The organism is Rhodopseudomonas sp. BAL398, assembly GCF_033001325.1.
GTDB lineage: Bacteria > Pseudomonadota > Alphaproteobacteria > Rhizobiales > Xanthobacteraceae > JARJEH01.
Window position 1 is genome coordinate 5,963,408 of sequence record NZ_CP133111.1, and the last position, 23,244, is coordinate 5,986,651.

At 63.1% G+C, this 23,244-nt stretch carries 22 protein-coding genes and 1 tRNA gene; 11 read left to right on the forward strand and 12 right to left on the reverse strand.

Annotated features, from left to right (window positions below; all coding sequences use genetic code 11):
• Window positions 1–27: 27 nt before the first annotated feature.
• The 5 genes from RBJ75_RS28065 to RBJ75_RS28085 form a co-directional block, all read right to left on the reverse strand.
• Window positions 28–309, reverse strand: coding sequence for a hypothetical protein (locus RBJ75_RS28065; RefSeq protein ID WP_044414421.1), 282 nt, complete (start codon window positions 307–309; stop codon window positions 28–30).
• 285 nt (window positions 310–594) lie between these two features.
• Window positions 595–1,944, reverse strand: coding sequence for an oxygen-independent coproporphyrinogen III oxidase (hemN, locus tag RBJ75_RS28070; protein WP_044414426.1), 1,350 nt, complete (start codon window positions 1,942–1,944; stop codon window positions 595–597).
• A 27-nt stretch (window positions 1,945–1,971) separates the two neighbouring features.
• Window positions 1,972–2,700, reverse strand: coding sequence for a bacteriochlorophyll 4-vinyl reductase (gene bchJ / locus RBJ75_RS28075; RefSeq protein WP_044414419.1), 729 nt, complete (start codon window positions 2,698–2,700; stop codon window positions 1,972–1,974).
• Window positions 2,672–4,372 (reverse strand): magnesium-protoporphyrin IX monomethyl ester anaerobic oxidative cyclase, encoded by a 1,701-nt coding sequence (gene bchE / locus RBJ75_RS28080; protein ID WP_044414417.1) that lies wholly within the window; start codon window positions 4,370–4,372, stop codon window positions 2,672–2,674. The genes bchJ and bchE overlap by 29 nt, the downstream gene beginning before the upstream one ends.
• Window positions 4,373–4,562: 190 nt before the next feature.
• On the reverse strand, window positions 4,563–4,997 hold the full coding sequence (locus RBJ75_RS28085; protein WP_152647777.1) for a hypothetical protein: 435 nt from the start codon (window positions 4,995–4,997) through the stop codon (window positions 4,563–4,565).
• A gap of 230 nt (window positions 4,998–5,227) precedes the next feature.
• On the opposite strand from RBJ75_RS28085, the gene RBJ75_RS28090 reads away from it, so the two are divergent.
• Complete coding sequence (locus RBJ75_RS28090) at window positions 5,228–5,968, forward strand: metallophosphoesterase family protein (RefSeq protein ID WP_276156356.1); 741 nt, start codon at window positions 5,228–5,230, stop codon at window positions 5,966–5,968.
• Window positions 5,969–5,971: 3 nt separating this feature from the next.
• Window positions 5,972–7,429, forward strand: coding sequence for a serine/threonine protein kinase (locus RBJ75_RS28095; protein WP_044412171.1), 1,458 nt, complete (start codon window positions 5,972–5,974; stop codon window positions 7,427–7,429).
• A 4-nt stretch (window positions 7,430–7,433) separates the two neighbouring features.
• Here the strand turns inward: RBJ75_RS28095 and RBJ75_RS28100 are convergent, their stop codons facing one another.
• Window positions 7,434–8,084, reverse strand: coding sequence for a BON domain-containing protein (locus tag RBJ75_RS28100; RefSeq protein ID WP_044412169.1), 651 nt, complete (start codon window positions 8,082–8,084; stop codon window positions 7,434–7,436).
• Between the two features lie 22 nt (window positions 8,085–8,106).
• On the opposite strand from RBJ75_RS28100, the gene RBJ75_RS28105 reads away from it, so the two are divergent.
• From RBJ75_RS28105 to RBJ75_RS28130, 6 genes are all read left to right on the forward strand, one after another.
• Window positions 8,107–8,442, forward strand: coding sequence for a hypothetical protein (locus tag RBJ75_RS28105; protein ID WP_152647732.1), 336 nt, complete (start codon window positions 8,107–8,109; stop codon window positions 8,440–8,442).
• 37 nt (window positions 8,443–8,479) lie between these two features.
• Window positions 8,480–10,849, forward strand: coding sequence for a phosphoketolase (locus tag RBJ75_RS28110; RefSeq protein ID WP_044412178.1), 2,370 nt, complete (start codon window positions 8,480–8,482; stop codon window positions 10,847–10,849).
• Between the two features lie 197 nt (window positions 10,850–11,046).
• Window positions 11,047–11,547 carry a response regulator gene (locus RBJ75_RS28115; protein WP_044412166.1) on the forward strand — a complete coding sequence of 167 codons (501 nt, stop codon included), beginning with the start codon at window positions 11,047–11,049 and terminating at the stop codon, window positions 11,545–11,547.
• Between the two features lie 560 nt (window positions 11,548–12,107).
• Window positions 12,108–12,983: a CheR family methyltransferase gene (locus tag RBJ75_RS28120; RefSeq protein WP_044412163.1), complete on the forward strand. Its 876-nt coding sequence runs from the start codon at window positions 12,108–12,110 to the stop codon at window positions 12,981–12,983.
• A 15-nt stretch (window positions 12,984–12,998) separates the two neighbouring features.
• Complete coding sequence (locus tag RBJ75_RS28125; RefSeq protein ID WP_044412159.1) at window positions 12,999–13,328, forward strand: hypothetical protein; 330 nt, start codon at window positions 12,999–13,001, stop codon at window positions 13,326–13,328.
• 15 nt (window positions 13,329–13,343) lie between these two features.
• Window positions 13,344–14,576: an EAL domain-containing response regulator gene (locus RBJ75_RS28130; protein WP_044412156.1), complete on the forward strand. Its 1,233-nt coding sequence runs from the start codon at window positions 13,344–13,346 to the stop codon at window positions 14,574–14,576.
• A 21-nt stretch (window positions 14,577–14,597) separates the two neighbouring features.
• On the opposite strand, the gene RBJ75_RS28135 is transcribed toward RBJ75_RS28130, so the two are convergent.
• Together RBJ75_RS28135 and RBJ75_RS28140 are read right to left on the reverse strand one after the other, a co-directional pair.
• Window positions 14,598–15,104 carry an Hpt domain-containing protein gene (locus tag RBJ75_RS28135; protein ID WP_052628946.1) on the reverse strand — a complete coding sequence of 169 codons (507 nt, stop codon included), beginning with the start codon at window positions 15,102–15,104 and terminating at the stop codon, window positions 14,598–14,600.
• Window positions 15,101–15,466 carry a hypothetical protein gene (locus RBJ75_RS28140; protein ID WP_152647731.1) on the reverse strand — a complete coding sequence of 122 codons (366 nt, stop codon included), beginning with the start codon at window positions 15,464–15,466 and terminating at the stop codon, window positions 15,101–15,103. The genes RBJ75_RS28135 and RBJ75_RS28140 overlap by 4 nt, the downstream gene beginning before the upstream one ends.
• A gap of 166 nt (window positions 15,467–15,632) precedes the next feature.
• On the opposite strand from RBJ75_RS28140, the gene RBJ75_RS28145 reads away from it, so the two are divergent.
• Window positions 15,633–16,265, forward strand: coding sequence for a response regulator transcription factor (locus RBJ75_RS28145; protein ID WP_044412153.1), 633 nt, complete (start codon window positions 15,633–15,635; stop codon window positions 16,263–16,265).
• 34 nt (window positions 16,266–16,299) lie between these two features.
• Here the strand turns inward: RBJ75_RS28145 and RBJ75_RS28150 are convergent, their stop codons facing one another.
• Window positions 16,300–17,082, reverse strand: a complete 783-nt coding sequence (locus RBJ75_RS28150) for an SDR family oxidoreductase (RefSeq protein WP_044412150.1) — start codon at window positions 17,080–17,082, stop codon at window positions 16,300–16,302.
• A gap of 212 nt (window positions 17,083–17,294) precedes the next feature.
• Here RBJ75_RS28150 and RBJ75_RS28155 point away from each other — a divergent pair, with 212 nt between their 5' ends.
• Window positions 17,295–18,056 (forward strand): glucose 1-dehydrogenase, encoded by a 762-nt coding sequence (locus RBJ75_RS28155; RefSeq protein ID WP_044412147.1) that lies wholly within the window; start codon window positions 17,295–17,297, stop codon window positions 18,054–18,056.
• A 6-nt stretch (window positions 18,057–18,062) separates the two neighbouring features.
• On the opposite strand, the gene RBJ75_RS28160 is transcribed toward RBJ75_RS28155, so the two are convergent.
• Both RBJ75_RS28160 and RBJ75_RS28165 read right to left on the reverse strand, forming a co-directional pair.
• Window positions 18,063–19,667, reverse strand: coding sequence for a GMC family oxidoreductase (locus RBJ75_RS28160; RefSeq protein ID WP_044412144.1), 1,605 nt, complete (start codon window positions 19,665–19,667; stop codon window positions 18,063–18,065).
• Window positions 19,668–19,751: 84 nt separating this feature from the next.
• A complete protein-coding gene (locus tag RBJ75_RS28165) occupies window positions 19,752–21,173 on the reverse strand; it encodes a coniferyl aldehyde dehydrogenase (RefSeq protein WP_044411754.1) in 1,422 nt (473 codons plus the stop codon).
• 331 nt (window positions 21,174–21,504) lie between these two features.
• On the opposite strand from RBJ75_RS28165, the gene RBJ75_RS28170 reads away from it, so the two are divergent.
• Window positions 21,505–21,581 (forward strand) — tRNA-Met (locus RBJ75_RS28170).
• Here RBJ75_RS28170 and RBJ75_RS28175 read toward each other — a convergent pair.
• Window positions 21,538–23,235, reverse strand: coding sequence for a recombinase family protein (locus tag RBJ75_RS28175; protein ID WP_080901037.1), 1,698 nt, complete (start codon window positions 23,233–23,235; stop codon window positions 21,538–21,540). The two genes, RBJ75_RS28170 and RBJ75_RS28175, sit on opposite strands and share 44 nt — an antisense overlap.
• Window positions 23,236–23,244: the final 9 nt, after the last annotated feature.

The window sequence follows — 23,244 nt, forward strand, 5'->3', positions numbered from 1 at the left end:
CGCGCTGCGATCTCGCCGCGATACGTCCTACACCAACTGCGGATCGTCGGTATGATCGAGTTCGGTCAGCTTCGTGGTCGATTTGCCGCGGCAGGACCACGAGATCAGGGCTTCGTCGCCGGTGATCGACAGGATGATGCCGGTGACGCTGCCATGGGCCGTCACCTCGTCGCCGACCGAAAACGTCTCGTCGGCAAGAGCGGCTTCCAGCGCGGCGCGGAAGCAAATGTCCTCGCCGCCGCCACTGGCGCGAAACGCTGCCGTGGCCTTGGCGACCATCTCGTCTGTCACTCTCAATTTGTTGGTCATGGTCCACCTCAATGGATCGGGTTCATGGCAGCCTCAGCGCGATTACTAACGACGTTCTATCGCCGATAGCGCCTGAAGAAACTGTGGTAAAAAGGTCGCAGACTTCCGAAACGACAGTCGATTGAAAGCTACTTATTACCGTCAGTAGAGGTATCGCATTCCGCTCTGGATGCCGGGTTGACCTGCATCAAAAAAACCGATGCGGCATCGAAGCCGACGCCACACGCGCCCGACGCTAAGCGGCCCGGCGCTACGCGCGATCGTCGCGCGCGGCGCGGATCGATCCTACACGGCGATCGAGTGCCGCACCGAGGAATTGCGCAGATAGGTGTCGAACACCGAGGCCACCACGCGCGACAGCCGCGCGCCGTCGGCGGTCAGCGTCACTTGCCCGCCGTTGCGAACCAGCAGGCCATCGCGTTGCAGCTCGTCGAGCGCATCCTGTTCGGGCGCGTACCAGTCGTCCGAATCGCCATGGGCCCGTCCGGCGGCGACAAGGTCGACCTTGCCGTCGCACATCAGCCGTTCGATCACATGGGCGCGCAGATCGTCCTGGCCGTTCATGGCGTGGCCGCGGGCGATCGGCAGTTTGCCGGCGGTGACCGCGCGCGACCAGGCGCCGGTCTCGCTGATGTTCTGGACATAGCCCAACGGCGTGCGACCGATCGATGTCGAACCGATCCCGATCAGGGTCCGGGCGGCGTCGCTGGTGTAGCCCTGGAAATTGCGATGCAGCCGGCCGGTGGTCGCGGCGATCGCCAACGAGTCGCCGGGCAAGGCGAAGTGATCAAGCCCGAGCCGCACATAGCCGCCTTTGACCAGGGCCTCGGCAGCCGCGTCGGCCTGTTCGGCGCGCTGCTCCGGCTTCGGCAGCGACTCATCCGGAATCATCCGCTGGTTCTTGGCGACCCAGGGCACATGGGCATAGCCGAACAGCGCGACGCGGTCCGGCCGCATCTCGACGCATTGTTCGACGGTGCGGCGCAGATCTTGCGCGGTCTGGTAGGGCAGCCCGTAGATCAGGTCGAAATTGACCCGCGTGACGCCGACCGCGCGAAACCGCTTGAGCGCGTGCGCCACCATGTCGGGCGGCTGAATCCGGTTGATCGCGGCCTGCACCTTCGGATCGAATTCCTGTACGCCGAAGCTGGCGCGGGTGAAGCCGAGCTGGCCGATCTTGTCGACCATCTCGTCGGACAGCGTGCGCGGATCGCTCTCGATCGCCAGTTCGGCGCCGGGAATGAAGCGAAACCGTTCGCCGAGCAGCGCCATCACCGCGCCGAGATCGTCGGGCTCGAGCACCGTCGGGGTGCCGCCGCCGAAATGCAGATGACCGACCGGCATCCGCGCCGGCATCGCGTCGGCGATCAGGTCGATCTCGGCGATCAGCTTTTCGACATAGTCGGCGACCGGCGAATATTTCGAGGCCAGCTTCATGTTGCAGCCGCAGTACCAGCACATCTGCTTGCAGAACGGGACATGCAGATACAGCGAGATCGGCTCGTCGGCGTCGAGCTGCGCCAGCCAGCCGCGATAGACCGATTCGGACAGGTCGGGCTTGAAGTGCGGCGCGGTCGGGTAGCTGGTGTAGCGCGGCACCGAGCTCTTGGCATATTTGTCGAGGACTGACGACATCGCTTGGTCCTTCAAAACGCCCGCGGATCAATGCGCGGACAGAGTTTCTGAGCTGCCGGCCGCGCTGCGCGCGCGGCGACTGGCGTAGATATTGGCGGCGTCCGGAATCGACCTCCAGTCCGCCACGAAGCGGCAGCAATCGTCGCCACGCGCTCCGCAACTTGTTTCGACCACCCGGGTATTCGGCGACACCAGCACCTGGAACAGCCTTTGAAACACGGCGGCGTGCCAGACGCAAACCAACGAGTCCGAATGTTCCCCGGCGCACAGCGGATTGGCGGCGATCTCGAAGGTGACCGATTTGCCGATCAGGCCGGAAAACCGCCCCGAACCGGCAAAAGTCCAGGCATGGGCGCGGATCGCCGCCACCAGCATTCGCGCGGCGAGCGGCGCCGGCAGCAGCTTCAAGACGAATTGGGCGGGTTTGGGAATCCGAAACGCCAAGATGTAATCGGCGGTGCGTCGGCCGGCGTCGGCCAGGATCTCGACGGATTGCTGCGGCGACAGCATTTTGCGCAGGGTTTGATGCAGCAAGGCCACCGGCCGTTCATCGACCATGGCGGTCGGGGGATCGCTCAGCCAGTCGGCGATCCCCGCTTCGGCGAAAATCGCCGCGGCGGCCGGCTGCAAGCCGGCCGCATCCAGGGCATTGATGAGCTGGGTGACGGCGTTGGGTCCGATCTTGGCCGTAGCCGCCGCGGACCCAATCGCCTGCACCCCGCCGGCATCAATGGTGGGTGTGGGAGCCTGCTTCATTTGCCGTATCCGCCAACCGCTTGCTCACCGGTTCCAACTTGTCCTTGACGTTTTCGCAATTGGTTCCGATCGACATCTGTTCGGAGCCACCGCCACAGGCCGAGACCATCGCCATCTGCGAGGCCGCCGATTTGCGCGAGCGGTCGGCATTGGCTTCCCAGCCGGCCATCTGCGCGTCGGCGATGGTGCGGGTCTTGTCGAAGTGGAAGTCGACCTTCTTCTTCGACTGCGGCCCCCAATAGCCGACCCGGCCAAGGTCGTAGAATTTGCGCTCGAAGCCGGATTTCAGGAACGCCTTGAGACATCCGAGCAGATAGCGCCGGCGCCGCCCGGTCCCCGACCAGGGATAGGAGAAGAACGCTTTGTACATGTAGAAGCGGCGATAATTGTTCATCACCCGATCGAGCAATTCGCCGCGCTCCATCGCGGCCGGCTTGATGATCGGGGTGACGAAATTGTACTTGTCGAAGTCGAACACCTCGACCTTGTCGGAGAGTTCCTTGAACAGCGGCGTGAACGGCCACGGCGTATACATCGACCAATTGGCGAGATCCGGCTTCCAGTCCATCGCCATCCGGTAGGTTTCTTCCAGCGTCTCGGGGGTCTCGCTGTCGAGGCCGACGATGAATTGCGCCTCGCAGACGATGCCCGCCTCGCGCAGCAGCCGGATCGCCTTCTTGTTGTCGGCGATCTTGGTTTCCTTGTTGAACAGGTCGAGCTTGAGCTGCGCCGCCGCCTCGGTGCCGAGCGAAACGTGCATCAGGCCGGCTTCGTTGTAGAATTTCAGCAATTGCTCGTCGCGCAGAATGTCGGTGACCCGGGTGTTGATGCCCCACTGCACTTTCTTGTTGAGGCCGCGGGCGATCAGTTCCTCGCAGAACTGGATGAATTTCTTGCGGTTGATGGTGGGTTCTTCGTCGGCCAGGATGAAGAAACCGACCTGGTAGTTTTCGACCAGATCCTGGATCTCGTCGACCACCTTCTTCGGATCACGGACCCGGTAGTCACGCCAGAATTTCCACTGCGAGCAGAACGAACAGGTGAACGGGCAGCCGCGCGCCATATTAGGAATCGCGACCCGGGTGTTCATCGGGATGTATTTGTACATATCCCATTTCAGGATGCTCCAGTCCGGGCTGATCCCGTCGAGATCCTTGACCGTCGCGGCGGCCTGGGTGGCGACGATCTGGCCGCCGTCGGCGGCGGTCTCGGTGAAGGCGAGGCCCTTGATGTCGTGGCGCTTGGCGGGCCATTGGCCCTGCTCGATGGCGCGGAACAGTTCGACGACGATCTCTTCGCCTTCGCCGCGCACGATCACGTCGACCCAGGGCGCTTCGGTCAGCACCTGCTGATACATGAAGGTCGCGTGCACGCCGCCGAGCACGGTGACGACAGCGGGATTGACCTGCTTGGCGAGTTCAAGCGTGCGTTCGGCCTTGTAGATCGATGGCGTGATCGAGGTGGTCCCGACCACGTCCGGTTTCAGCTCGGCGAGGATCCCGGTGAGTTTTTCTTCCGACAGATCTTCGGTCATCGCATCGATGAAATGCAGATCGGTGAACCCGGCGCCCTTCAGCGCGCCCGCCAGATAGGCGGCCCAGGCCGGCGGCCAATTGCCCGCGATTTCGGCGCCACCAGAATGATAATTTGGATGTATGAGAACAATGCGCACTGACTTTCTCCCACCATTGTCAAGAAACGATGACATATTGAGCGTCAATCAATCTTGACGTGGATCAAACCATTGGTGCAGCGGTAGTCGGGCTGCCACGACATGGTCGCGCCCATTGGGGGCAGCGGCACCAGCAAACAAGCGGCGTCGCTGCACGCGCGGGCGTGGGTGACCGTTCAAGCGGTGCAGTTCAAGTTTCCGTGTTGAGCTTGGCGTCGCAGAATTTCTCGTCCTGCCGAATCCCGTCAAGCGCGGCCACGTTCAGGCAATATCGCTGATAGGACGGCACCAGCGTTCCGGCGGCGATGTCGTCGTCGCATTCGCGCTTGTGCTGGCACATCGCGCAGGCGCGGCGCAGATCGTTGAGCAGCATCGGCTCTTGTTCGGCGAGGGCGCGGATGCTGATCCGTAACGCCTCGAGCAGGCAAGGCAGTTCCTTGGCGTTGCTGCCTTTGGTCGCCAGGGCGCGCAGCTCTGCCGGCGACAAGCCGAGGTCCTTGACCATGTTGGCCATCGCTCGGCCGAAGGCTTCGAGTTCACGGGGGCTGGCTGCGATTTCCTCCCATTCCCGGACGACGTCATCGACGGCGTCGGTTACGGGCGTGGTCTGGTTGGGCGTAGTCATGGGCGCCTCCAACGCAACTCTGATTATGTTATTGTCACACAATATCGACGCCCCCATTGCGCCACATCAAAGCACGGGGCGGGGTTGCGATAGATCAAAGACAGCTGCGTCCGGCAGCCAGGATGGCGGCCGCTCGGACACTGTCGGCGCGGCTTGCGTTTGTTGCCGGGCGCGCGAAATTTGCGGTGAACGGCCGATCTCAGCGGCCGAAGCGCAGGGGGAGGTCGGTTGTGCTGATCGGGCTGTTTGCTGATATTCACGCCAACCAACCGGCGTTCAGTGCGTGTCTGGCCAAGGCGCGCGCCCAGGGGGCGGAGCGGTTCGTGTTGCTCGGCGATTATGTGGGCTATGGCGCCGATCCGGATTGGACCGTCACCACCGTCACCGACCTGGTGGCGCAGGGAGCCGTTGCGATCCTTGGCAACCACGACAGCGCGATCGGCAATCCGCGTATCCAGATGAATGCCGAGGCCCAGGCGGCGATCGAATGGACCCGCGGTCAGCTTGGCGCCGCGCAGCGGCAATTCCTCGCCGACTTGCCGCTCAGGCAAGACCACGACAATCTGCTGTTCGTGCATGCGGAGGCCAGCAGGCCGGACAGTTGGGTCTATGTGACCGACACCTCGGATGCGTCGCGCAGCATGATGGCGACATCGGCCCATGTGACGTTCTGCGGCCACGTCCATAAGCCGGCGCTGTACTCGCTGTCGGTCACCGGCAAGATGACCACCTTCGTGCCGACCGCCGATATTCCGGTGCATCTTTTGCCGGGCCGGCAATGGCTCGCGGTGCTGGGGTCGGTGGGGCAGCCGCGCGACGGCAACCCGGCCGCCGCCTATGCGCTGTACGATACCGACAAGCGCGAGATCACCTTCTGCCGCCAACCCTATGACGTCGACGAGGCCGCGCGCCGGATTCGCCGCAATGGCCTGCCGCTCTGGCTCGCCGATCGCCTGCTGGTGGGGAAGTGATCGATGCCAAAACCCTTGCTTGAGCCGGGCGCGACGCTGGACGGGTTTGTGATCGAACAGGCGATCCATCGCGGCGGCATGGCGACATTGTTCAACGTCAGCCGCGCTGACGACCCGATGCCGATGGTGATGAAGATCCCCCGCACCGGCGAGGGCGAGGACCCGGCCGCGATCGTCAGTTTCGAGATGGAGCAGATGCTGATGCCGCGGCTGACCGGCGTCCATGTGCCGGCCTTCGTCGCCGCCGCCGATTTCGCCGCCGCGCAGCCCTATATCGTGATGGAGCGGATCGCCGGGAAACCCTTGCTGGCGCGGCTGCCCGAACTGCCGATGCCCTATGGCGACGCGGTCGCGATCGCCGAGAAGGTCGCCGCGGCGCTGGCCGATCTGCATCGCCAGCATGTGATTCATCACGACATCAAGCCGAGCAACATCATGTTCCGGCCGAGCGGCGACGCGGTGCTGCTCGATATGGGGCTCGCCTGCAGCGATCAATTGCCCGATCTGATGCAGGAGGAGTTTCGCCTGCCGTTCGGGACCGCGCCCTATATGGCCCCCGAACGTTTGCTCGGCGCGCGCGACGATCCCCGTAGCGACCTGTTCGCGCTGGGGGTGTTGCTGTATTTTTTTACCACGGGACTACGCCCCTTCGGCGAGACCGAGACGATGTACGGCATGCGCCGCCGCTTGTGGCGCGACCCGGTACCGCCGCGCCAGCTGAAGCCGGACTATCCGCCCTGGCTGCAGGAGATCGTGCTGCGTTGCCTGGAGATCGAACCGGCCTGGCGTTATCCGACCGCGGCCCAGCTCGGCTTTGAGGTCGCCCATCCGGCGCAGGTCAAGCTGACCACCAGATCCGAACGGCTGAAGCGCGATCCGCTGACCACGGTGCTGCGCCGGCGCTTCAACAAGGACCTGACGCGGCCGCGCAGCAAGCCGTCGCTGGCGGCGCATCTGGCCTCCGCGCCGATCGTCGCGGTAGCGATCGACCTGTCGGAAGGCTCGCCGGCGCTGAACGAAGAACTGCGAACCACCGCGGGTCGGATCATGGCGACGTTGCCATCGGCCAGGCTGGCCTGCCTCAACGTGCTCAAGCTCGGTCGCATGACCATCGACAAGACGCTCGACGACCAAGGCCACAACAAACATGTCGATCGGCTGGTGGCGCTGCGGCACTGGGCCGAACCGCTGAAGCTGGAATCGCACCGCCTGACCGTGCATGTGCTGGAAGCGATCGATCCGGCCTCGGCGGTTCTCGAATTCGCCGAGGCCAGCCGGGTCAATCACATCCTAATCGGCGCGCGAAGAAATTCGGTGATGCGCAAGCTCTTGGGCAGCGTCTCGGCCAGGGTCGCCGCGGAGGCGTCATGCACCGTCACCGTCGTCCGCGGCGCGGTGGCTGCGGGTCAACCCCAAGATGATGAGGAGGGCGGCGCCGCTCCGGCACAATCAGTCGGCTGAAGGCTCAGCAGATCATCAGACGGTCATCTACGGCTGTTACGCCGGGTGTCGACCAGACTGCGTTCTGGACGGCGCGCCGGACATCCCAAGTATCGACGCTGCCTTCGAGAACAACGGTATTTCCGTTCCGCACCGTCACCCGAATCGCTTTCGCCTCGATCTCCGCATGACGCTCAAGAGCCGATTCGATCTTCGCCCGGATACAGGAATGATCACCCAAAGGGTTGTTGATGATGATGTTGTTGGTGACGCCCTGCACCCCGGCCAGTTTGCGCACGTCCTCTTCCGCCGCGGCGCGCTCGTAGTGCCAGTCGACGCTCCCGCTCAGCGTGATCCATCCGTCCTCGACCTGAACTTCGATGGCATTCGCCGGAACCAGAACGTTCCAGTCGAGAATGTCCGACGCCCGCAGCGCGATTTGGTCGTCGTCGGCGCGCTCGAACGGATCGCAGACTTCAATATTCTCGGAGATGTCGTGGACGCCCTTGACGCGTCGCGTCGCTGCGATCGCAGCCAGCCGGTCCGCGTAGCTGATCACATGGCCGGTCAGGATCACGACGTCGCCATCGATCGCTACGTTGATGTGTCCGCTGTTGAAACTCGGATCGAACTCGAACTCGTCAAGAATATCTTGACGCAGCTGGGACTCGGACATGGTTGGCCTCTGGAGTTCCGGCTTGCTAGCCGGCATCATCTTCTGCCGTCACAAGACAAATACATTGATCCGAATCAACGGGATCGCGGTCGTTCGCTTGATCCAAATCAAACTGGCGGCGGCCGCCGCTGCTCACGCTTGGCATCATCGGGTTCTTTCTGATCTCGATCAAGGCGATCTCAATCGAGTCATTGCTTGCGTTGCGGGCAGAGTTAACGTGATTGAATCCGGTCGTCTGCGAGCCATTGATCGGATGCGCGCAGTCAGCATGCGTCGACGCGCGCCGCGCGACAGCTTCGCGGACGGCTCGCCATGGGCCGGCCGCACTTGGAAATTAGATTCGAAAATCACACCTTGAAATGCGACTTACCTTGTCATGCGATTTGGAGTTCATGATGCCTGATACGTTGTCCCCCGATCTGTTGCAGAAGATGCACGCCTATTGGCGCGCAGCCAATTACCTGTCCGTGGGACAGATCTATCTGCAGGATAATCCGCTGCTCGAACAGCCGCTGCGGCTCGAACACATCAAGCCGCGGCTGCTCGGACATTGGGGGACGACGCCGGGGCTGAACATGCTCTATGTCCATCTCAACCGGTTGATCAAGGACAACAACCTCAACATGATCTACATCATCGGTCCGGGCCATGGCGGTCCCGGTCTGGTGGCGAACAGCTATCTGGAAGGCTCCTACACCGAACGGTACCCCGCGATCGAGCACAGCCGCTACGGCCTGCAGCGGCTGTTTCGGCAGTTCTCCTGGCCGCATGGCATTCCCAGCCACGTGTCGCCGGAAACGCCCGGTTCGATTCACGAGGGCGGCGAACTCGGCTATTCGTTGACCCACGCCTATGGCGCGGCCTTCGACAATCCCGACCTGATCGTGTCCTGCATCATCGGCGACGGCGAGGCCGAGACCGGCGCGCTCGCCGCCAGCTGGCACTCCAACAAATTCCTCAATCCGGCGCGCGACGGTGCCGTGCTGCCGATTCTGCATCTGAACGGCTTCAAGATCGCCAATCCGACCGTGCTGGCGCGGATCAGCCGGCAGGAGCTCACCGATCTGATGCGCGGCTATGGCTATGAGCCGCATTTCGTCGAGGGTGACGATCCGGCGCTGGTGCATCAGGCGCTGGCCGCGACGCTCGACACGATCCTGGCCGAGATTCGTCAGATCCAGAGTGCTGCGCGGTTGAGCGGCGATGATACGCTGCAGCGGCCGCGCTGGCCGATGATCGTGTTCCGCACCCCGAAGGGCTGGACCGGGCCGAAAGTCGTCGACGGTAAGCCGGTCGAGGGCACCTGGCGCGCGCATCAGGTGCCGATCGCCAATTTCAAGACCGCCGAGCACATCCAGCAGCTCGAGGACTGGATGAAAAGCTACCGGCCCGAAGAACTGTTCGACGCCAAAGGCAAATTCCACGACGACCTCGCCGCGCTGGCGCCCACCGGCCATTCCCGGATGGGGGCCAATCCTCACGCCAATGGCGGGGAACTGCTGAAGCCGCTGTCGATGCCGCATTTCAAGAACTACGCCGTCGCGGTGCCGGCGCCCGGCAGCGACCGGGCGGAATCGACCCGGGAGCTGGGAAAATTCCTGCGCGACGTCATGAAGCTCAATCTGGAGTCCAAGAATTTCCGGCTGTTCGGTCCCGACGAGACCGCGTCGAACCGGCTTGACGCGGTGTTCGAGGTCGCCGGCAAGGAGTGGATGGCCGAGGTCGAGGACGTCGATATCAATCTCAGTCAGCACGGCCGCGTCATGGAAGTGCTGAGCGAGCATCTTTGCCAGGGCTGGCTGGAAGGCTATCTGCTCACCGGCCGCCACGGCCTGTTCTCCTGCTACGAGGCCTTCATCCACATCGTCGATTCGATGTTCAACCAGCACGCCAAATGGCTCAAGGTGTGCAACGGAATTCCGTGGCGTAAGCCGATCGCCTCGCTCAACTACCTGTTGACCTCGCATGTCTGGCGTCAGGACCACAACGGCTTCTCGCATCAGGATCCCGGCTTCATCGACCACGTCGCCAGCAAGAAGGCCGACGTGGTGCGGATCTATCTGCCGCCGGATGCCAATTGCCTGCTGTCGGTCGCCGACCACTGTCTGCGCAGCCGCAACTACATCAATCTGATCGTCGCCGGCAAGCAGCCGGAATGGCAATGGCTCGACATCGAGTCGGCGACCCGCCACTGCACCGCCGGCGCCGGGATCTGGCAATGGGCCAGCAATGACGGCGGCGATCCTGATGTGGTGATCGCCTGCGCGGGCGATGTGCCGACCGTCGAGGCATTGGCGGCGGTCATGCTGCTGCGCAACTATGTGCCCGATATCCGCATCCGTTTTGTCAATGTGGTGGACCTGATGGTGCTGCAGCCGCAGTCCGAACACCCCCACGGCATGGAAGACCGGGATTTCGACGAGCTGTTCACGGTCGACAAGCCGGTGATCTTCGCCTTCCACGGCTATCCGGCGCTGATCCATAAGCTGACCTATCGGCGTCGCAACCACGGCAACATTCATGTCCGCGGCTACAAGGAGGAGGGCACCACGACGACGCCATTCGACATGGTGGTGCTGAACGATCTCGATCGCTACCGCCTGGCGCTCGACGCGATCCGGCGGATTCCGAGGCTGAGCGACCAGGTCGAAGTCGCCACCGCGCGTTATTGGGCGACGATGCAGCGGCACAAGCTGTATATTGGCGAACATGGCGACGACATGCCGGAAGTCCGTGACTGGCGCTGGGCGTTGCCAGCAGCATGAGCCGGATCGTTTCCGGGGCTGCGCCCTTGCGGTCCCGGAAACAATCAAGGTGACAGCTTCGGCGTAACCAACTGTCAACCAAGCGCGCCGCGGCTTCATCCTCGCAGCTTCCTGGCGTGTCGCATTAACGGATGGTTGCGCTTCATCCGATATCGCTCGCCGCTCGGCCGAACGCAGGGTTTCGGAGGAGCGGTGCGATGAATAGTCAGGGACCGGAGAGTGCCGTTCTAGACGGCGCCGCCGACAGGCTGATCGGCTTATTGAGCCTGCTCGTCATCGATGACGATCCAATTCAACGCGTGCTGATCGCCAGCGCGGCCGCGAAGGCGGGCTATGAGGTCACGGAGGCGACGTCATGCGCCGAGGGAATTGCCAAAATCCAGGCTCGGAATTTCAGCTGCGTCACCCTCGATCTGCGGCTCGAGGATGGCGACGGCAGTGATGTCCTGCGCGCGATGGCTGCGGCTCATTATCAAGGGCCGGTGATTGTCATCAGCGGCATGGATGCGCGACGCCGCAGCGCCTCGCGCGCACTGGCGCGCGCGCTGGGCATGAAGCTGCTGCACAGTTTTCCCAAACCGATCGACCTTGCGGCGCTGCGGATCTCGCTCGCTAATTTGCGCAGCGGCGTGGCCGGATTGCCGATCGTGCACTCCTGGGGCGAGGTGTGCGGCCCGCGATTCGAAGAACAGTCCTGATTGCCACAAATGTGCGTGGCGACTGTTCTGCGAAAATGGACACATGCGAAAATGGACTCAATTGCGGATCGCCTCTGTGAGGTGGGGCGCGCGTGACCATCCCGAACGTCCAGCGCGGGGCCTCGGAGGCCGGATCGGATTCGTTGCAGGCGGCGGCACCGTACTTTCGTCTCATGCCAACACTCGGCTCATGCAACGGCACAGTAGGTTTCAGAACATGGGCTGCGCATCTTATGGTTGAGCCGCGGCCGGTAGTTTTACTTGGCTCGAAATTAACGAGACTGAAGAGGGCTTTGTCTATTCCTACGAGTGAAATGCGAATTCGGCGTCGAGGCCAGCAACTCCGGTCCGACGCGACCAGGGTCAGGCATGCGGTCATGGACAAAGCTCTACGGCTTCTCGACGGCGACGCCGGCGCCTGCCGCGTCCGTAGCGTCGCCGCAGAGGGCGACCCTGGCCGCTGCGATGACAGCGTGGATCGGCGATCCGCGCAGCCGACGTGACGAATTCGTTATCCTTGCGGGCCTAAGATCTTCAGGAACTCCTTCAGGAAAAACAATATGACCCCGCTCGATTACGAATATCTGCAAAAGCTGCTGAAGGAACGGTCGGGCCTGATGCTGTCGGCCGACAAGAAATATCTGCTCGAAAGCAGGTTGCTTCCGCTGGCGCGCAAGACCGCGGTCGCTGGGATCAGCGAACTCGTGCAGAAGATGAAGGCGGGCTCCGAGACGCTCATCAACGATGTGGTGGAGGCGATGACCACCAATGAGACATTCTTCTTCCGCGACAAGACCCCGTTCGACCATTTCAAGGAATCGGTGATCCCCGACCTGATCAAGGCGCGCGCCGGCCGGCGCAGCCTGCGGATCTGGTGCGCGGCGGCGTCGACCGGGCAGGAGCCCTATTCGCTGGCGATGATCCTGAAGGACATGTCGGCCGCGCTGACGGGCTGGCGCGTCGAAATCGTCGCGACCGACCTGTCGCCGGAGGTGCTGGAAAAATCCAGGGCGGGGCTCTACACCCAGTTCGAAGTCCAGCGCGGACTGCCGATTCAGTCGCTGGTCAAGCACTTCAAGCAGGTCGGCGCGATGTGGCAGCTCAATGCCGACACCAAGGCGCTGGTGCAATTTCGTCAGTTCAATCTGCTGCAGGATTTCACCGCGCTCGGCAAATTCGACGTGATCTTCTGCCGCAACGTCCTGATCTATTTCGACCAGGCCGCAAAGACCGACATCTTCAACCGCTTGATGCGGGTCAACGAACCGGACGGCTATCTTTTCCTCGGCGCGGCGGAGACCGTCGTCGGCCTTACCGACAGCTATCGAGTGTGTCCGAAGCGGCGCGGCGTCTATCTTCCCAATGCGATCCGCGCGCCCTCCCTCAATGCGGGCGCCATGGCCGGGATCAAGGTCGGAGCCGGCGCCAGCCGGTAGGACGGACAGAAGCAATTGGCGACAGAAAACACAGGACCGGAACGGGTGACCTTCGGGCGCGGCTACAGCGTCTGGATCATGGCGATTGATGGGACGTGGCGTCGAAGCTGCATCTTGAAAGCGGTGTCCGCGATCGATGCCGAACTCAGCCTCGAGGGATCGATCGAGGGACTGAATTTGAAGGAATTCTTCCTGTTGCTGTCCTCCACTGGGCTTGCCTATCGGCGCTGCGAATTGGTCAGGGTGAACGGCTCGGATATCGACGTGCGCTTCCTCAAGACCAAGGGCAAGAGCGCGAAGGCGGCCGGCGCCGCACAGAAGCAGGATGAGCGCGCCGACGCGTAAACAACGAGAGTTTCGATGCCCGATGACAAAGCCAATTTGCCTGTAGTCCGGGTTCTCATTGTCGACGATGACGTGATCCAGAGCGTGATCATCAGCGGTGTTTGCGCTGCGATCGGTTATGACGCGCGTGTTGCATCGTCGTTTCAAGTGGCCGAGGAATTCATCAGGACCGAGCCGTTCGATTGCATCACCATCGACCTGTCGCTTGGCGACCGCGACGGCATCGGGCTGCTGCAGCTCATCGCCCGCCTCGACCCAGTGCCGCGTGTGGTGGTGATCAGCGGCTGCGAGAGCCGGATTTTGAACGCGACGGTGCGGATGGCACACGCGGCCGGGATCGTCGATGCCATCTCGCTTCCCAAGCCGATCCCGCTCGGGCTGCTTCGTGAGGCGCTGATGTCGCCTGGCCGGGACGCTCATTCGGCGCATCGGTCGATCGCCCGAATGCGAGTGGATATCACCGCGCAAGATCTCAAGCGCGCGCTGCAGGGCCACGAGATTTATCCCGCATTCCAGCCCAAGATCGAGCTGGCGACCGGCAGGCTCGTTGGCTGCGAAGCCCTGGCGCGATGGGACAGCCGTGATTTCGGCCAGGTCGGCCCGGACGTCTTCATTCCGCTCGCCGAACAGGCCGGCTGCATCAAGGCGATGACCTGGCAGATGATGCGCGGCTCAATCCAGATGGCGCAGGCCTATCTCGGCACCAATCCGAATTTCGTGGTGGCGGTCAATCTGTCCGCGACGTTGTTGTCCGACGGCGCGATCCCGGAGGACGTCGAGCGACTGCTGGTGGAAACCGGCTTTCCCGCCAGATCGCTGATGATCGAGGTGACCGAAACCGTCGCGATGGCGGACGTGCTGCAGGCGATGGACATTCTTCTGCGATTGCGAATCAAGGGGGTCGGGGTGTCGATGGACGATTTCGGCACCGGCTATTCTTCGATGTCGGCATTGGCACGGATGCCGTTCTGCGAATTGAAGATCGACCGCTCCTTCGTCACCGACTGCCTGCGCGACGCCGATATGTGGAAGGTGGTGGCGTCGTCCGTCGCGATCGGGCACGAATACAACATGAAGGTGGTCGCCGAGGGAATCGAGGATGTCGACACCTGGAATGCGCTTGCGGGGATCGGCTGCGATATCGGCCAGGGATACGCGATCTCCCGGGCGCTGCCGCAGGAGGCATTCGCGGCCTGGTCCAAGGGGTGGGAGCCTGCGGTCGAACGCAACATGGCTGTGCACCGATAATCGGCGATCCGGCCCGAGGGATCAGCCGGATAGCGCGACCATGCGATGGTCGGTATCTGGCCGGCTGTGCGCCGCCGCGAAGGCCGCTTTGATGCGATCCAGCAGAGCCAGATACGCGGCGTCGTCGGCGCATTGCGTGCCATGTTCGAGCTCGCGCGCCAGGCCGGACAGATGATCGAGCCCGAAAGTCGCCGCCGCGCTTTTGAGCGAATGCGCCTCCCTCTCGATCCGACCTCGATCGGTGCTGACCTTCAGCGACCCCAATAGCTCCAGTCGCACTCGGGTCTCTTTGACGAACACGCCGATGACTTCCAGCGTCGCGGCTTCACCGATCTCTTGCATCAAATGATCGAAGGCCTTGGCGCCGACGAATAGCCGCGTCATCGGCGTCGCTGCACAATCCGGTCCGAGCGGCGGGGCCGCCGCGGGCGTCTGGTCGCGGGAAGCCGCCGCAGGGTTCGGCGGCACGGGCAATGCCGCTTCGACCGACGCCTTGCTGCGCAGCACTTTGGCGATCAGATCGATCATGCGGGATCGCCCAGGCGCATCAGCACGCGGTCGAGTGGGGGATTGCAGCGGAAAATGTCCATCGTGCTGATGGTGCCGGCGATCAGCTCGGCGCGAATGGTGCTGAGCACGCCCAGTGCTCGCTTCGGTTCAGGATGCATGAAAGCTGATCCGACCCGGCGGGGTATCGCGCGGCTACTGCGGCGCGAAACCCGCTGTATCAAATTGCTCAGTTGTAAGCTGCCGTGTGTCTTGTAGATCTTGCTCGAATCCGGTTCATGATGGTACTGCGAACTTGGCATAGCGGATAAATCGATTACATAAAGGGCTATTGCCGTCGGTCGTTTTCCGTCCGGGGCTCGATCCTGCATAAAAATACTCACGGACACTGTCTTCCGTAAAATGACAGAGCTTGGCGCGCTCAGACGTCGCGCCTCGACAATCGATGATAGTCGCCGCAGCTATTGGGTTTCGTTAATGCGTAAACTCGTAAAACTACGTGGTGCTTCGAAAAGTCTCGTATGATCAAGGTTCTGTTGGGAGCAGTGGATGACTGAGAATTCTTCGGGTCAAGAAATTTTCGTGGTCGATGACGATCCGGCGGTGCGCGAAACGCTGTCGATCGTGCTGTCGGCGGCAGGCTATCAATCGATCTGCTTCGCCGACGGCGATGCCTTGCTGGCCGTGGCGCGAAACCGCAGTCCAGCCTGCATCCTGCTAGACGTACATATTCCCGGCCGGTCCGGGCTCGACATCCTGCAGGATCTGCACGCCGAGGATTATCCCGCGCCTATATTCATGATTTCGGGAAAAGGCGATATCCCGATGGCCGTCAACGCCATCAAGAACGGCGCCCTCGATTTCATCGAGAAGCCGTTTCGCGGCAAGGAAATCGTGACCAGGGTGGAGGAGGCGATCGCTGCCTTCGCCCGCCGCCAGGGCGCCGGGCTGGCTGCGAAAGTTCCCTCACTCAATTTTCCAGGACGGGAACCGTTGACGATGCGCGAGCGTGAAGTGCTGGATCTGTTCTCATCGGGTAACACCAATAAGGAGGCCGGCCGCCAGCTCGGCATCAGCCCGCGCACCATCGAATATCATCGCGCCAACATCATGAAGAAGTTAGGCGCGCGGAACGCCACTGATCTGGTTCGGATCGTGATGGCCGCGGTGCCCAAATCCTGATTTTTGAGTTGTCGTGAAGACCCGTGAGGCGAGTCTACATCGTCCCCGGGAACGAACCGCCATCGAGCAGGATATTCTGCCCGGTGATGAAGCCGGCCTTGGTGCCGCACAAAAACGCGCAGGCCGCGCCGAACTCGTCCGGCTGGCCGAAGCGGCCGGCCGGATTTTCGCTGCGGCGCTTGTTCAGCAGATCGTCCACCGGCACGCCGGCGGCCTTGGCCTGCGCCGCCGATACGCCGCGCAGCCGGTCGGTGTCGAACGGACCGGGCAGCAGCGCATTGATGGTGACGTTGTGCTTCACCGTCTTGCGCGACAGCCCCGCCACGAAGCCGGTCAAGCCGCTGCGCGCGCCATTGGACAGGCCCAGCACGTCGATCGGGGCCTTCACCGCGGCCGAGGTAATGTTGATGATGCGGCCGAATTTTCGTCCGATCATGCCGTCGACCGTCGCCTTGATCAGCTCGATCGGCGTCAGCATGTTGGCGTCGAGCGCCTTGATCCAGTCGTCGCGGGTCCAGTTGCGGAAATCGCCGGGCGGCGGGCCGCCGGCATTGTTGACCAGAATATCCGGATCGGGGCAGGCTTTCAGCGCGGCGGCGCGGCCTTCCGGCGTAGTGATGTCGCCGGCGACCGTGGTGACCTCGATATCCGGATAGGCGCTGCGCAGTTCAGCTGCGGTTTGCTCCAGCGCTTCGGCGCCGCGCGCGGTGAGGGTGACGTGGACGCCTTCGGCCGCGAGCGCGGCCGCGCAGGCGCGGCCCAATCCCTTGCTGGATGCGCACACCAGCGCGCGACGGCCTTTGATTCCAAGATCCACGTTTCACTCCCGCTTGATTTCACTGCGCCGACGATTGGACGCGCGTCATTCTAGCCAACATCGGACGCCGTGATAAGCGGCGCCGGGCCGGCGAATGGCAGATATGCCGGGCGCAAATCCGCCCGGGCCGGGTCGTTGCCGTCAATGGCGGCGGTTGGCGTCGCGCCGCTTGCCCTGTATCAAGTGAAAAACACAATGGCAGGAAACTGAATATGTCCGACCTCTTCGATCTTGGCAACGAAACCATTCTGGTCACCGGTGCGTCGCAGGGGCTGGGCCGACAATTCGCCAGGGTACTGTCCGGCCGCGGCGCCGGGGTGGTTCTCGCCGCGCGGCAGATCGAAAAGCTGAAGGACCTCGAGCAGGAGATCGCCGGCAAGGGCGGCCGCGCCATCGCAGTGCAGATGGACGTCACCGATCTGGCGTCGATGGCGGCGGCGATCGACCGCGCCGAGGATCGGCTCGGCCCGCTCACCGTGCTGATCAACAATGCCGGCGTCGCGGTGCAGAAGCTCGCGGTCGATCAGACCGAGGCCGATTGGGACAGTGTGATCAACGCCAATCTCAAGGGCGCGTATTTCCTGGCGACCGAAGTGGCGCGGCGGATGGTGGCGCGCGGGCAGGGCGGCAACATCGTCAATGTCGCCTCGGTGCTCGGGCTCAGCGTCTCCAAATTCCTGTCACCCTATGCGGTGTCGAAAGCCGGCATCATCCAGGCCACCAAGGCGCTGGCGCTGGAGCTGGCCGCCAATGGCATCCGCGTCAACGCGCTGGCGCCGGGCTATATCGACACCGAGATGAATCGCGAATTCTGGGCGACGCCGGGCGGCGAGAAGCTGATCAAGGCCATCCCGCAGCGCCGCGTCGGCGTCGATTCCGATCTCGACGGCGCGATCCTGCTGCTGGCCTCCAACGCCTCGCGCTACATGACCGGCAGCGTGATCACCGTGGATGGCGGGTATTTGTTGGCGTGAAATTGCTCAGTTCGCCCGCATTTCTCCGCGGATCATGTCGGCGGCCTTTTCGCCGATCATGATGGTGGGCGCGTTGGTGTTGCCGCCGATCAGGGTCGGCATCACCGAGGCATCGACGATGCGCAGCCCGCCGACGCCGCGGACCTTGAGCTGCGGATCGACCACCGCCTTGTCGTCGACACCCATCTTGCAGGTGCCGACCGGGTGATAGATGGTGTCGCAGCGCTGCCGCAGGATGGCGCGGATGTCGTCGTCGGTGCGGACATTTGCGGTGAATAGGTCGGTTTGCTGCAGCTCGCGCAGCGCCGGCGTTTCCATCAGGCGCCTGGTGATCTTGTAGGCGCCGACCATGTCCTCGAGATCGTCCGGCTCGCCGAAGAAGTTCGGATCGATCCGGGGCGGGGCCAAGGGATCGGCATTGTCCAGCCCGACCGTGCCGCGACTCTTCGGCCGCAGCAGGCAGACATGGCAGGAAAAGCCCGTGCCCCAATGCCGCTTGCGGCCATGGTCGTCGACCATCGCCATGCCGAAATGCAGCTGCAGGTCGGGCACGTCGAGGTCCGGCCGGGATTTCAGGAAGCCGCCGCATTCGGCGAAATTGGTCGTCAGCGGCCCGCGGCCGTCGCGGCGATACAGCCCGATGCTGGCCAACAGCCGCTGGATCGCCTTGAAGCTGGTGCCGGTGAAATACGGCCTGTCGCATCGATACGAGAAGATGAAATCGAGATGGTCCTGCAGATTCCCGCCGACGCCGGGCAGATGCTGCGTGGTGGCGACGCCGTACCTGGCGAGGGTGGCGCTGTCGCCGATGCCCGATAGCATCAGCAGCTGCGGGGTCTGGAACGTGCCGGAGGCGAGGATGACTTCGCGACGGGCGTGGATGCGGCGGGTCTCGTCGCCCTGGCGATACTCGACGCCGACCGCGCGCTGGCCGTCGAACACGATCCGCGTGGCGTGGGCTTTCGTCTCGACGCGCAGGTTCGGACGCGTTGCGAGATGCGGATGCAGATAGGCGCGCGCGGCGCTCCAGCGCTCGCCCTGGTGCTGGGTGAGCTGGTACAGGCCCAGGCCCTCCTGCTCCTCGCCGTTGAAATCGTCGCGGATTCGGAACTGCGCCTCCTGCGCCGCCTGCAGGAAGATGTCGTGCGCCGGATTGTCGGTGCGCAATTTATTGACATGCAGCGGGCCGCTCTGGCCGTGATATTCGCCGTTGAAATCGGAATTGTTCTCCGATCGTTTGAAATAGGGCAGCACGTCGGCGAACGACCAGCCGGTGTTGCCGAGTTCGGCCCAGTGGTCGTAGTCGCTGCGATGGCCGCGGATATAGACCATGCCGTTGATCGCCGAGGAGCCGCCGAGCGCCTTGCCGCGCGGCTGATAGCCCCGGCGGCCGTTGAGCCCCGGCTGCGGCACCGTCTCGAAATGCCAATTATTGAGCTTGCCCGGCACCATCAGCGCCAGCGCCCAAGGTGTCTTCACCACCCAATTGTCGCCGCTGCCGCCGGCTTCCAGCAACGCGACCGACGTGCCCGGGTCCTCGGACAGCCGACCGGCGACGGCGCAGCCGCCCGAGCCGCCGCCCACGACAACGAAATCGAAACTGTCCGCCATGACGTGTTCTCCCCTGATGTCTTATCTTTGTCGACCGCATCGGCGCGTTGGCCGGGCGGGGCAGTTTGCAATCTCGGCTTGAGGCTATGACAACCACCTCAGCAGTTTGCCGATGCGCGCGATCTTCGCGCCATAAGGCGGATACAGATCCGCGAAGCGGTTATAGGGCGAGCGATAGAACACCGGCTTCAGCTTGCTGAAGGTGTTGAAACCCCATTCGCCATGATAGGTGCCGGATCCGGAGGCGCCGACGCCGCCCATCGGCTGATGGGCCTGGGCGAAATGCAGCAGGCAGTCATTGACGGTGACGCCGCCGGACACGGTGCGCGCCAGCACCGCATCGCGGGCGTCGTCGTCACTGCCGAACCAATACAGCGCCAGCGGGCGGTCGTGGGCATTGATGTAGGCGATCGCTTCGTCCGCCGCCTGATAGCCAAGGATCGGCAGCAGCGGCCCGAAGATCTCTTCCTGCATGATCCGCATCTCGGCGGTAACGCCGGTCAGAATCGTCGGCGGGAATTTGCGGCGCGATTGCCAGGCCGGATCATCCGGCGCGGCCGGTTGCAGGATCCGTGCGCCATGCGCGACCGCGTCGGCGACGAGGGCTTGCAGCCGCGCATAATGCCGCTCCGAGATGATCGAGCTGTAGTCCGAATTGCCGGGCTCGGTGCCGTACATCCGCTGCATGGCGTCGCGCAGCTTGGCGGCGAATGCCTCGACGTCGGCCGCCGGCACCAGCGCGTAGTCCGGCGCGATGCAGGTCTGCCCGGCATTGAGCAGCTTGGCATAGGCTATCCGCGCTGCCGCCTGGTCGAGATCGGCGGAGCGGTCGATGATGGTCGGCGATTTGCCGCCGAGTTCGAGCGTGACCGGCGTCAGATTGCGGCCGGCCGCTTCGGCGACCAGGCGGCCGACCCGGGTCGAGCCGGTGAACAGCAGATGGTCGAACGGCAGTGCGGCGAAGGCCTCGGCGATATCGGTCACCATCATCTCGCCGGAGTCGAATTTCGCCGCCACCGCCTCCTGCAGCAGGGCGGCAAATCGCGGCGACAATTCGCTGGGCTTGATCATCACCCGATTGCCGGCCGCCAGCGCCGCCACCGCCGGAACCAGCGTCAGCTGCAGCGGATAATTCCACGGCGCGATGATGCCGACCACACCGAGCGGCTGCGGCAGCAACCGGTTTGTCGCCGGCCAGAACTGCAGCTGGGTCGAAATCCGCCGCGGCGCCATCCAGGCCTTCAGATGCTTGCTGACGTGCTTGATCTCGGCGAGCGTCGACAGCGTCTCGGCGATCAGGGTCTCGACGGCGCTGCGATGGCCGAAATCGGCGGAAATCGCCGCGACAAAGCGGTCTTCATGGTCGAGAATCAGCGACTTTAGCCGCGCCAGGCGATCATGCCGCTCCGCCAGCGACGCCGGGGGCGTCTGCCGGGACAGCCCGATCATCCGGTGGAAGCCGTCATGCAGGGCATTCCGCCCCGGGCTGCTCAGCGACTGGTCCATTCCCATCCCGCCTGATCCGGTCAAATGTTCGGCCAGATTCGCCAAATAGGGCCAAAATCCCGCCGAGGACCGCTTTTTCCAGCATTTTTGCAGGAGCTGGAGCGTCCCGCAACCTCAGATTGCCGCGGGCGGTTTTCGATATGTGATAATATCTTGAAAATATCGAACACAGCCCTTCCCAAAGCGGGGCGGCATTGGTACACACCCCTCGCACCGCGGGCTTTGGCCCGGGTCGCCTTCTCAGGAAGCCTCCGGAAGGACTGATCGACGCCCTCGGGCGTGGGATCAATTCATTCGACTTTGGATTTTGCGAAGGCGCGCAATGGTTTAACGCGGGGTGGAGCAGCCCGGTAGCTCGTCAGGCTCATAACCTGAAGGTCATAGGTTCAAATCCTATCCCCGCAACCACTGATACCAACACTCCCGAGGAAGTCCCTCCGGGAGTGTTCGTTTTTGAAGCCTTTCCAAGGGCTTGCCGCTCCGTCCACGCCAGGATCTGTCCAAGTTCGCCGTAAAGCGTGGCATCGATCTCGCCGCGTTTCTGGCCTGGCGTGAGGACGATCTTCTCGATCAGCATCCGCAGGGCCTCGGCCGCTTCCTGGCGCACTGCGGGGCGATTCAGGGCCTGTGTGAGCTTTGCGACCTTCTTCGCGTAGATTGTTGAGGCCGTCGGTAACAGGTCTGGCTTGTTCTCCGGTGCGTCGGCGAGCAGGGCGGCCAGCTCGGCCTTGCGGGCTTCCAGCTTTGTCATCTTCTCTTTCATCGACGGATGGTACATGCCGTCGGCAATGGCCTCGACGATTTGGGCGATCTGCTTCTCGATCTTAGCCAGTTCCACCTGCCAGGCGTCGCCGTTCGAGCGACGCTCGCGGTTCAGCCGGTTCGTCTCTTCGGCATAGGCGCGCATCGCTTCCGCTGCGACTTCGGGCGCCATCATGCGGTCCTTGAGCCCGGAGAGCACGCGTTCTTCCAGTTCTTCCTGTCGGATGGTGCGGCTGTTGGAGCAGGTGCCTTTGCTGATGTGGTTGGAGCAGGCGAACCGACCCGCGCCGCGCAGCGAATAGGGGCCGCCACAGGAGCCGCAGTAGACCAGGCCGGACAGAAGAGACTGAGGCCGACGCTTGCCATTGAGCTGGTTTTTCTTGTGATGCTGGCGGACAGCTTCGGTGACGTTCGCGTATTTGTCGGCGATCACCGCCTGCCGATCGCGCACCGCTTGCCAAAGGGCATCATCGACAATCCGCAGCTCGGGCACCTCGCGGATCAACCATTCGCTCTCCGGGTTGAGGCGCGAGACGCGCCTGCCGGTCGACGGGTCCTTGATGTAGCGCAGCCGGTTCCAGATCAGGCGGCCGATATAGAGCTCGTTATTTATGAGACCCGTTCCGCGTTTCACATGGCCACGGATCGTGGTGTCTCCCCACGGCTTGCCGTTAGGTCCCGGAATACCCTCTTCGTTCAGTCTGCGTGCGATCGTTCGCGGACCGATTCCTGATGCGAATTCGCGGAAGACGCGACGGATGATATTCGCCTCAGCCTCGTCGATCTCCCGGCCGCCTCGGATCGGCTCTCCTCGGGCATCGAGTTGCTTGACGACCTTGTAGCCATAGCAGAGCCCGCCACCGGACTTGCCTTCCTCCACGCGACCACGAAGGCCTCGATGTGTCTTGGCGGCGAGATCCTTGAGGAACAACGCATTCATCGTTCCCTTCAGGCCGACATGCAACTCGCTGATCTCGCCTTCAGCCAGCGTTACGATCGGTACGCCGGCGAACTTCAGATGCTTGAAGAAAGTCGCGACATCGGCCTGGTCGCGGGAGATGCGATCCAGAGCTTCGGCCAGCACCATGTCGAACTGCCCGGCCTGGGCGTCCTGCAGCAGTGACTGGATGCCGGGACGCAAGATCATGCTCGCACCGGAGATGCCGGCATCCTTGTAGGTGCCGACGATCTTCCATTTCTCGCGCTTCGCCTGCTCGCGGCAGATACGGAACTGGTCCTCGATTGAGGCCTCCCGCTGATTGTCTGAAGAGTAGCGGGCGTAGAGCGCGACACGCATCATGCAGAACCT

What these genes read in the sequence shown, in the direction of transcription:
- RBJ75_RS28065 (WP_044414421.1), bottom strand. Translation starts at nt 309, where the DNA reads ATGACCAACAAATTGAGAGTGACAGACGAGATGGTCGCCAAGGCCACG.
- hemN (WP_044414426.1), bottom strand. Translation starts at nt 1,944, where the DNA reads ATGTCGTCAGTCCTCGACAAATATGCCAAGAGCTCGGTGCCGCGCTAC.
- bchJ (WP_044414419.1), bottom strand. Translation starts at nt 2,700, where the DNA reads ATGAAGCAGGCTCCCACACCCACCATTGATGCCGGCGGGGTGCAGGCG.
- RBJ75_RS28085 (WP_152647777.1), bottom strand. Translation starts at nt 4,997, where the DNA reads ATGACTACGCCCAACCAGACCACGCCCGTAACCGACGCCGTCGATGAC.
- RBJ75_RS28095 (WP_044412171.1), top strand. Translation starts at nt 5,972, where the DNA reads ATGCCAAAACCCTTGCTTGAGCCGGGCGCGACGCTGGACGGGTTTGTG.
- RBJ75_RS28100 (WP_044412169.1), bottom strand. Translation starts at nt 8,084, where the DNA reads ATGTCCGAGTCCCAGCTGCGTCAAGATATTCTTGACGAGTTCGAGTTC.
- RBJ75_RS28110 (WP_044412178.1), top strand. Translation starts at nt 8,480, where the DNA reads ATGCCTGATACGTTGTCCCCCGATCTGTTGCAGAAGATGCACGCCTAT.
- RBJ75_RS28115 (WP_044412166.1), top strand. Translation starts at nt 11,047, where the DNA reads ATGAATAGTCAGGGACCGGAGAGTGCCGTTCTAGACGGCGCCGCCGAC.
- RBJ75_RS28120 (WP_044412163.1), top strand. Translation starts at nt 12,108, where the DNA reads ATGACCCCGCTCGATTACGAATATCTGCAAAAGCTGCTGAAGGAACGG.
- RBJ75_RS28130 (WP_044412156.1), top strand. Translation starts at nt 13,344, where the DNA reads ATGCCCGATGACAAAGCCAATTTGCCTGTAGTCCGGGTTCTCATTGTC.
- RBJ75_RS28135 (WP_052628946.1), bottom strand. Translation starts at nt 15,104, where the DNA reads ATGATCGATCTGATCGCCAAAGTGCTGCGCAGCAAGGCGTCGGTCGAA.
- RBJ75_RS28145 (WP_044412153.1), top strand. Translation starts at nt 15,633, where the DNA reads ATGACTGAGAATTCTTCGGGTCAAGAAATTTTCGTGGTCGATGACGAT.
- RBJ75_RS28155 (WP_044412147.1), top strand. Translation starts at nt 17,295, where the DNA reads ATGTCCGACCTCTTCGATCTTGGCAACGAAACCATTCTGGTCACCGGT.
- RBJ75_RS28160 (WP_044412144.1), bottom strand. Translation starts at nt 19,667, where the DNA reads ATGGCGGACAGTTTCGATTTCGTTGTCGTGGGCGGCGGCTCGGGCGGC.
- RBJ75_RS28165 (WP_044411754.1), bottom strand. Translation starts at nt 21,173, where the DNA reads ATGGACCAGTCGCTGAGCAGCCCGGGGCGGAATGCCCTGCATGACGGC.
- RBJ75_RS28175 (WP_080901037.1), bottom strand. Translation starts at nt 23,235, where the DNA reads ATGATGCGTGTCGCGCTCTACGCCCGCTACTCTTCAGACAATCAGCGG.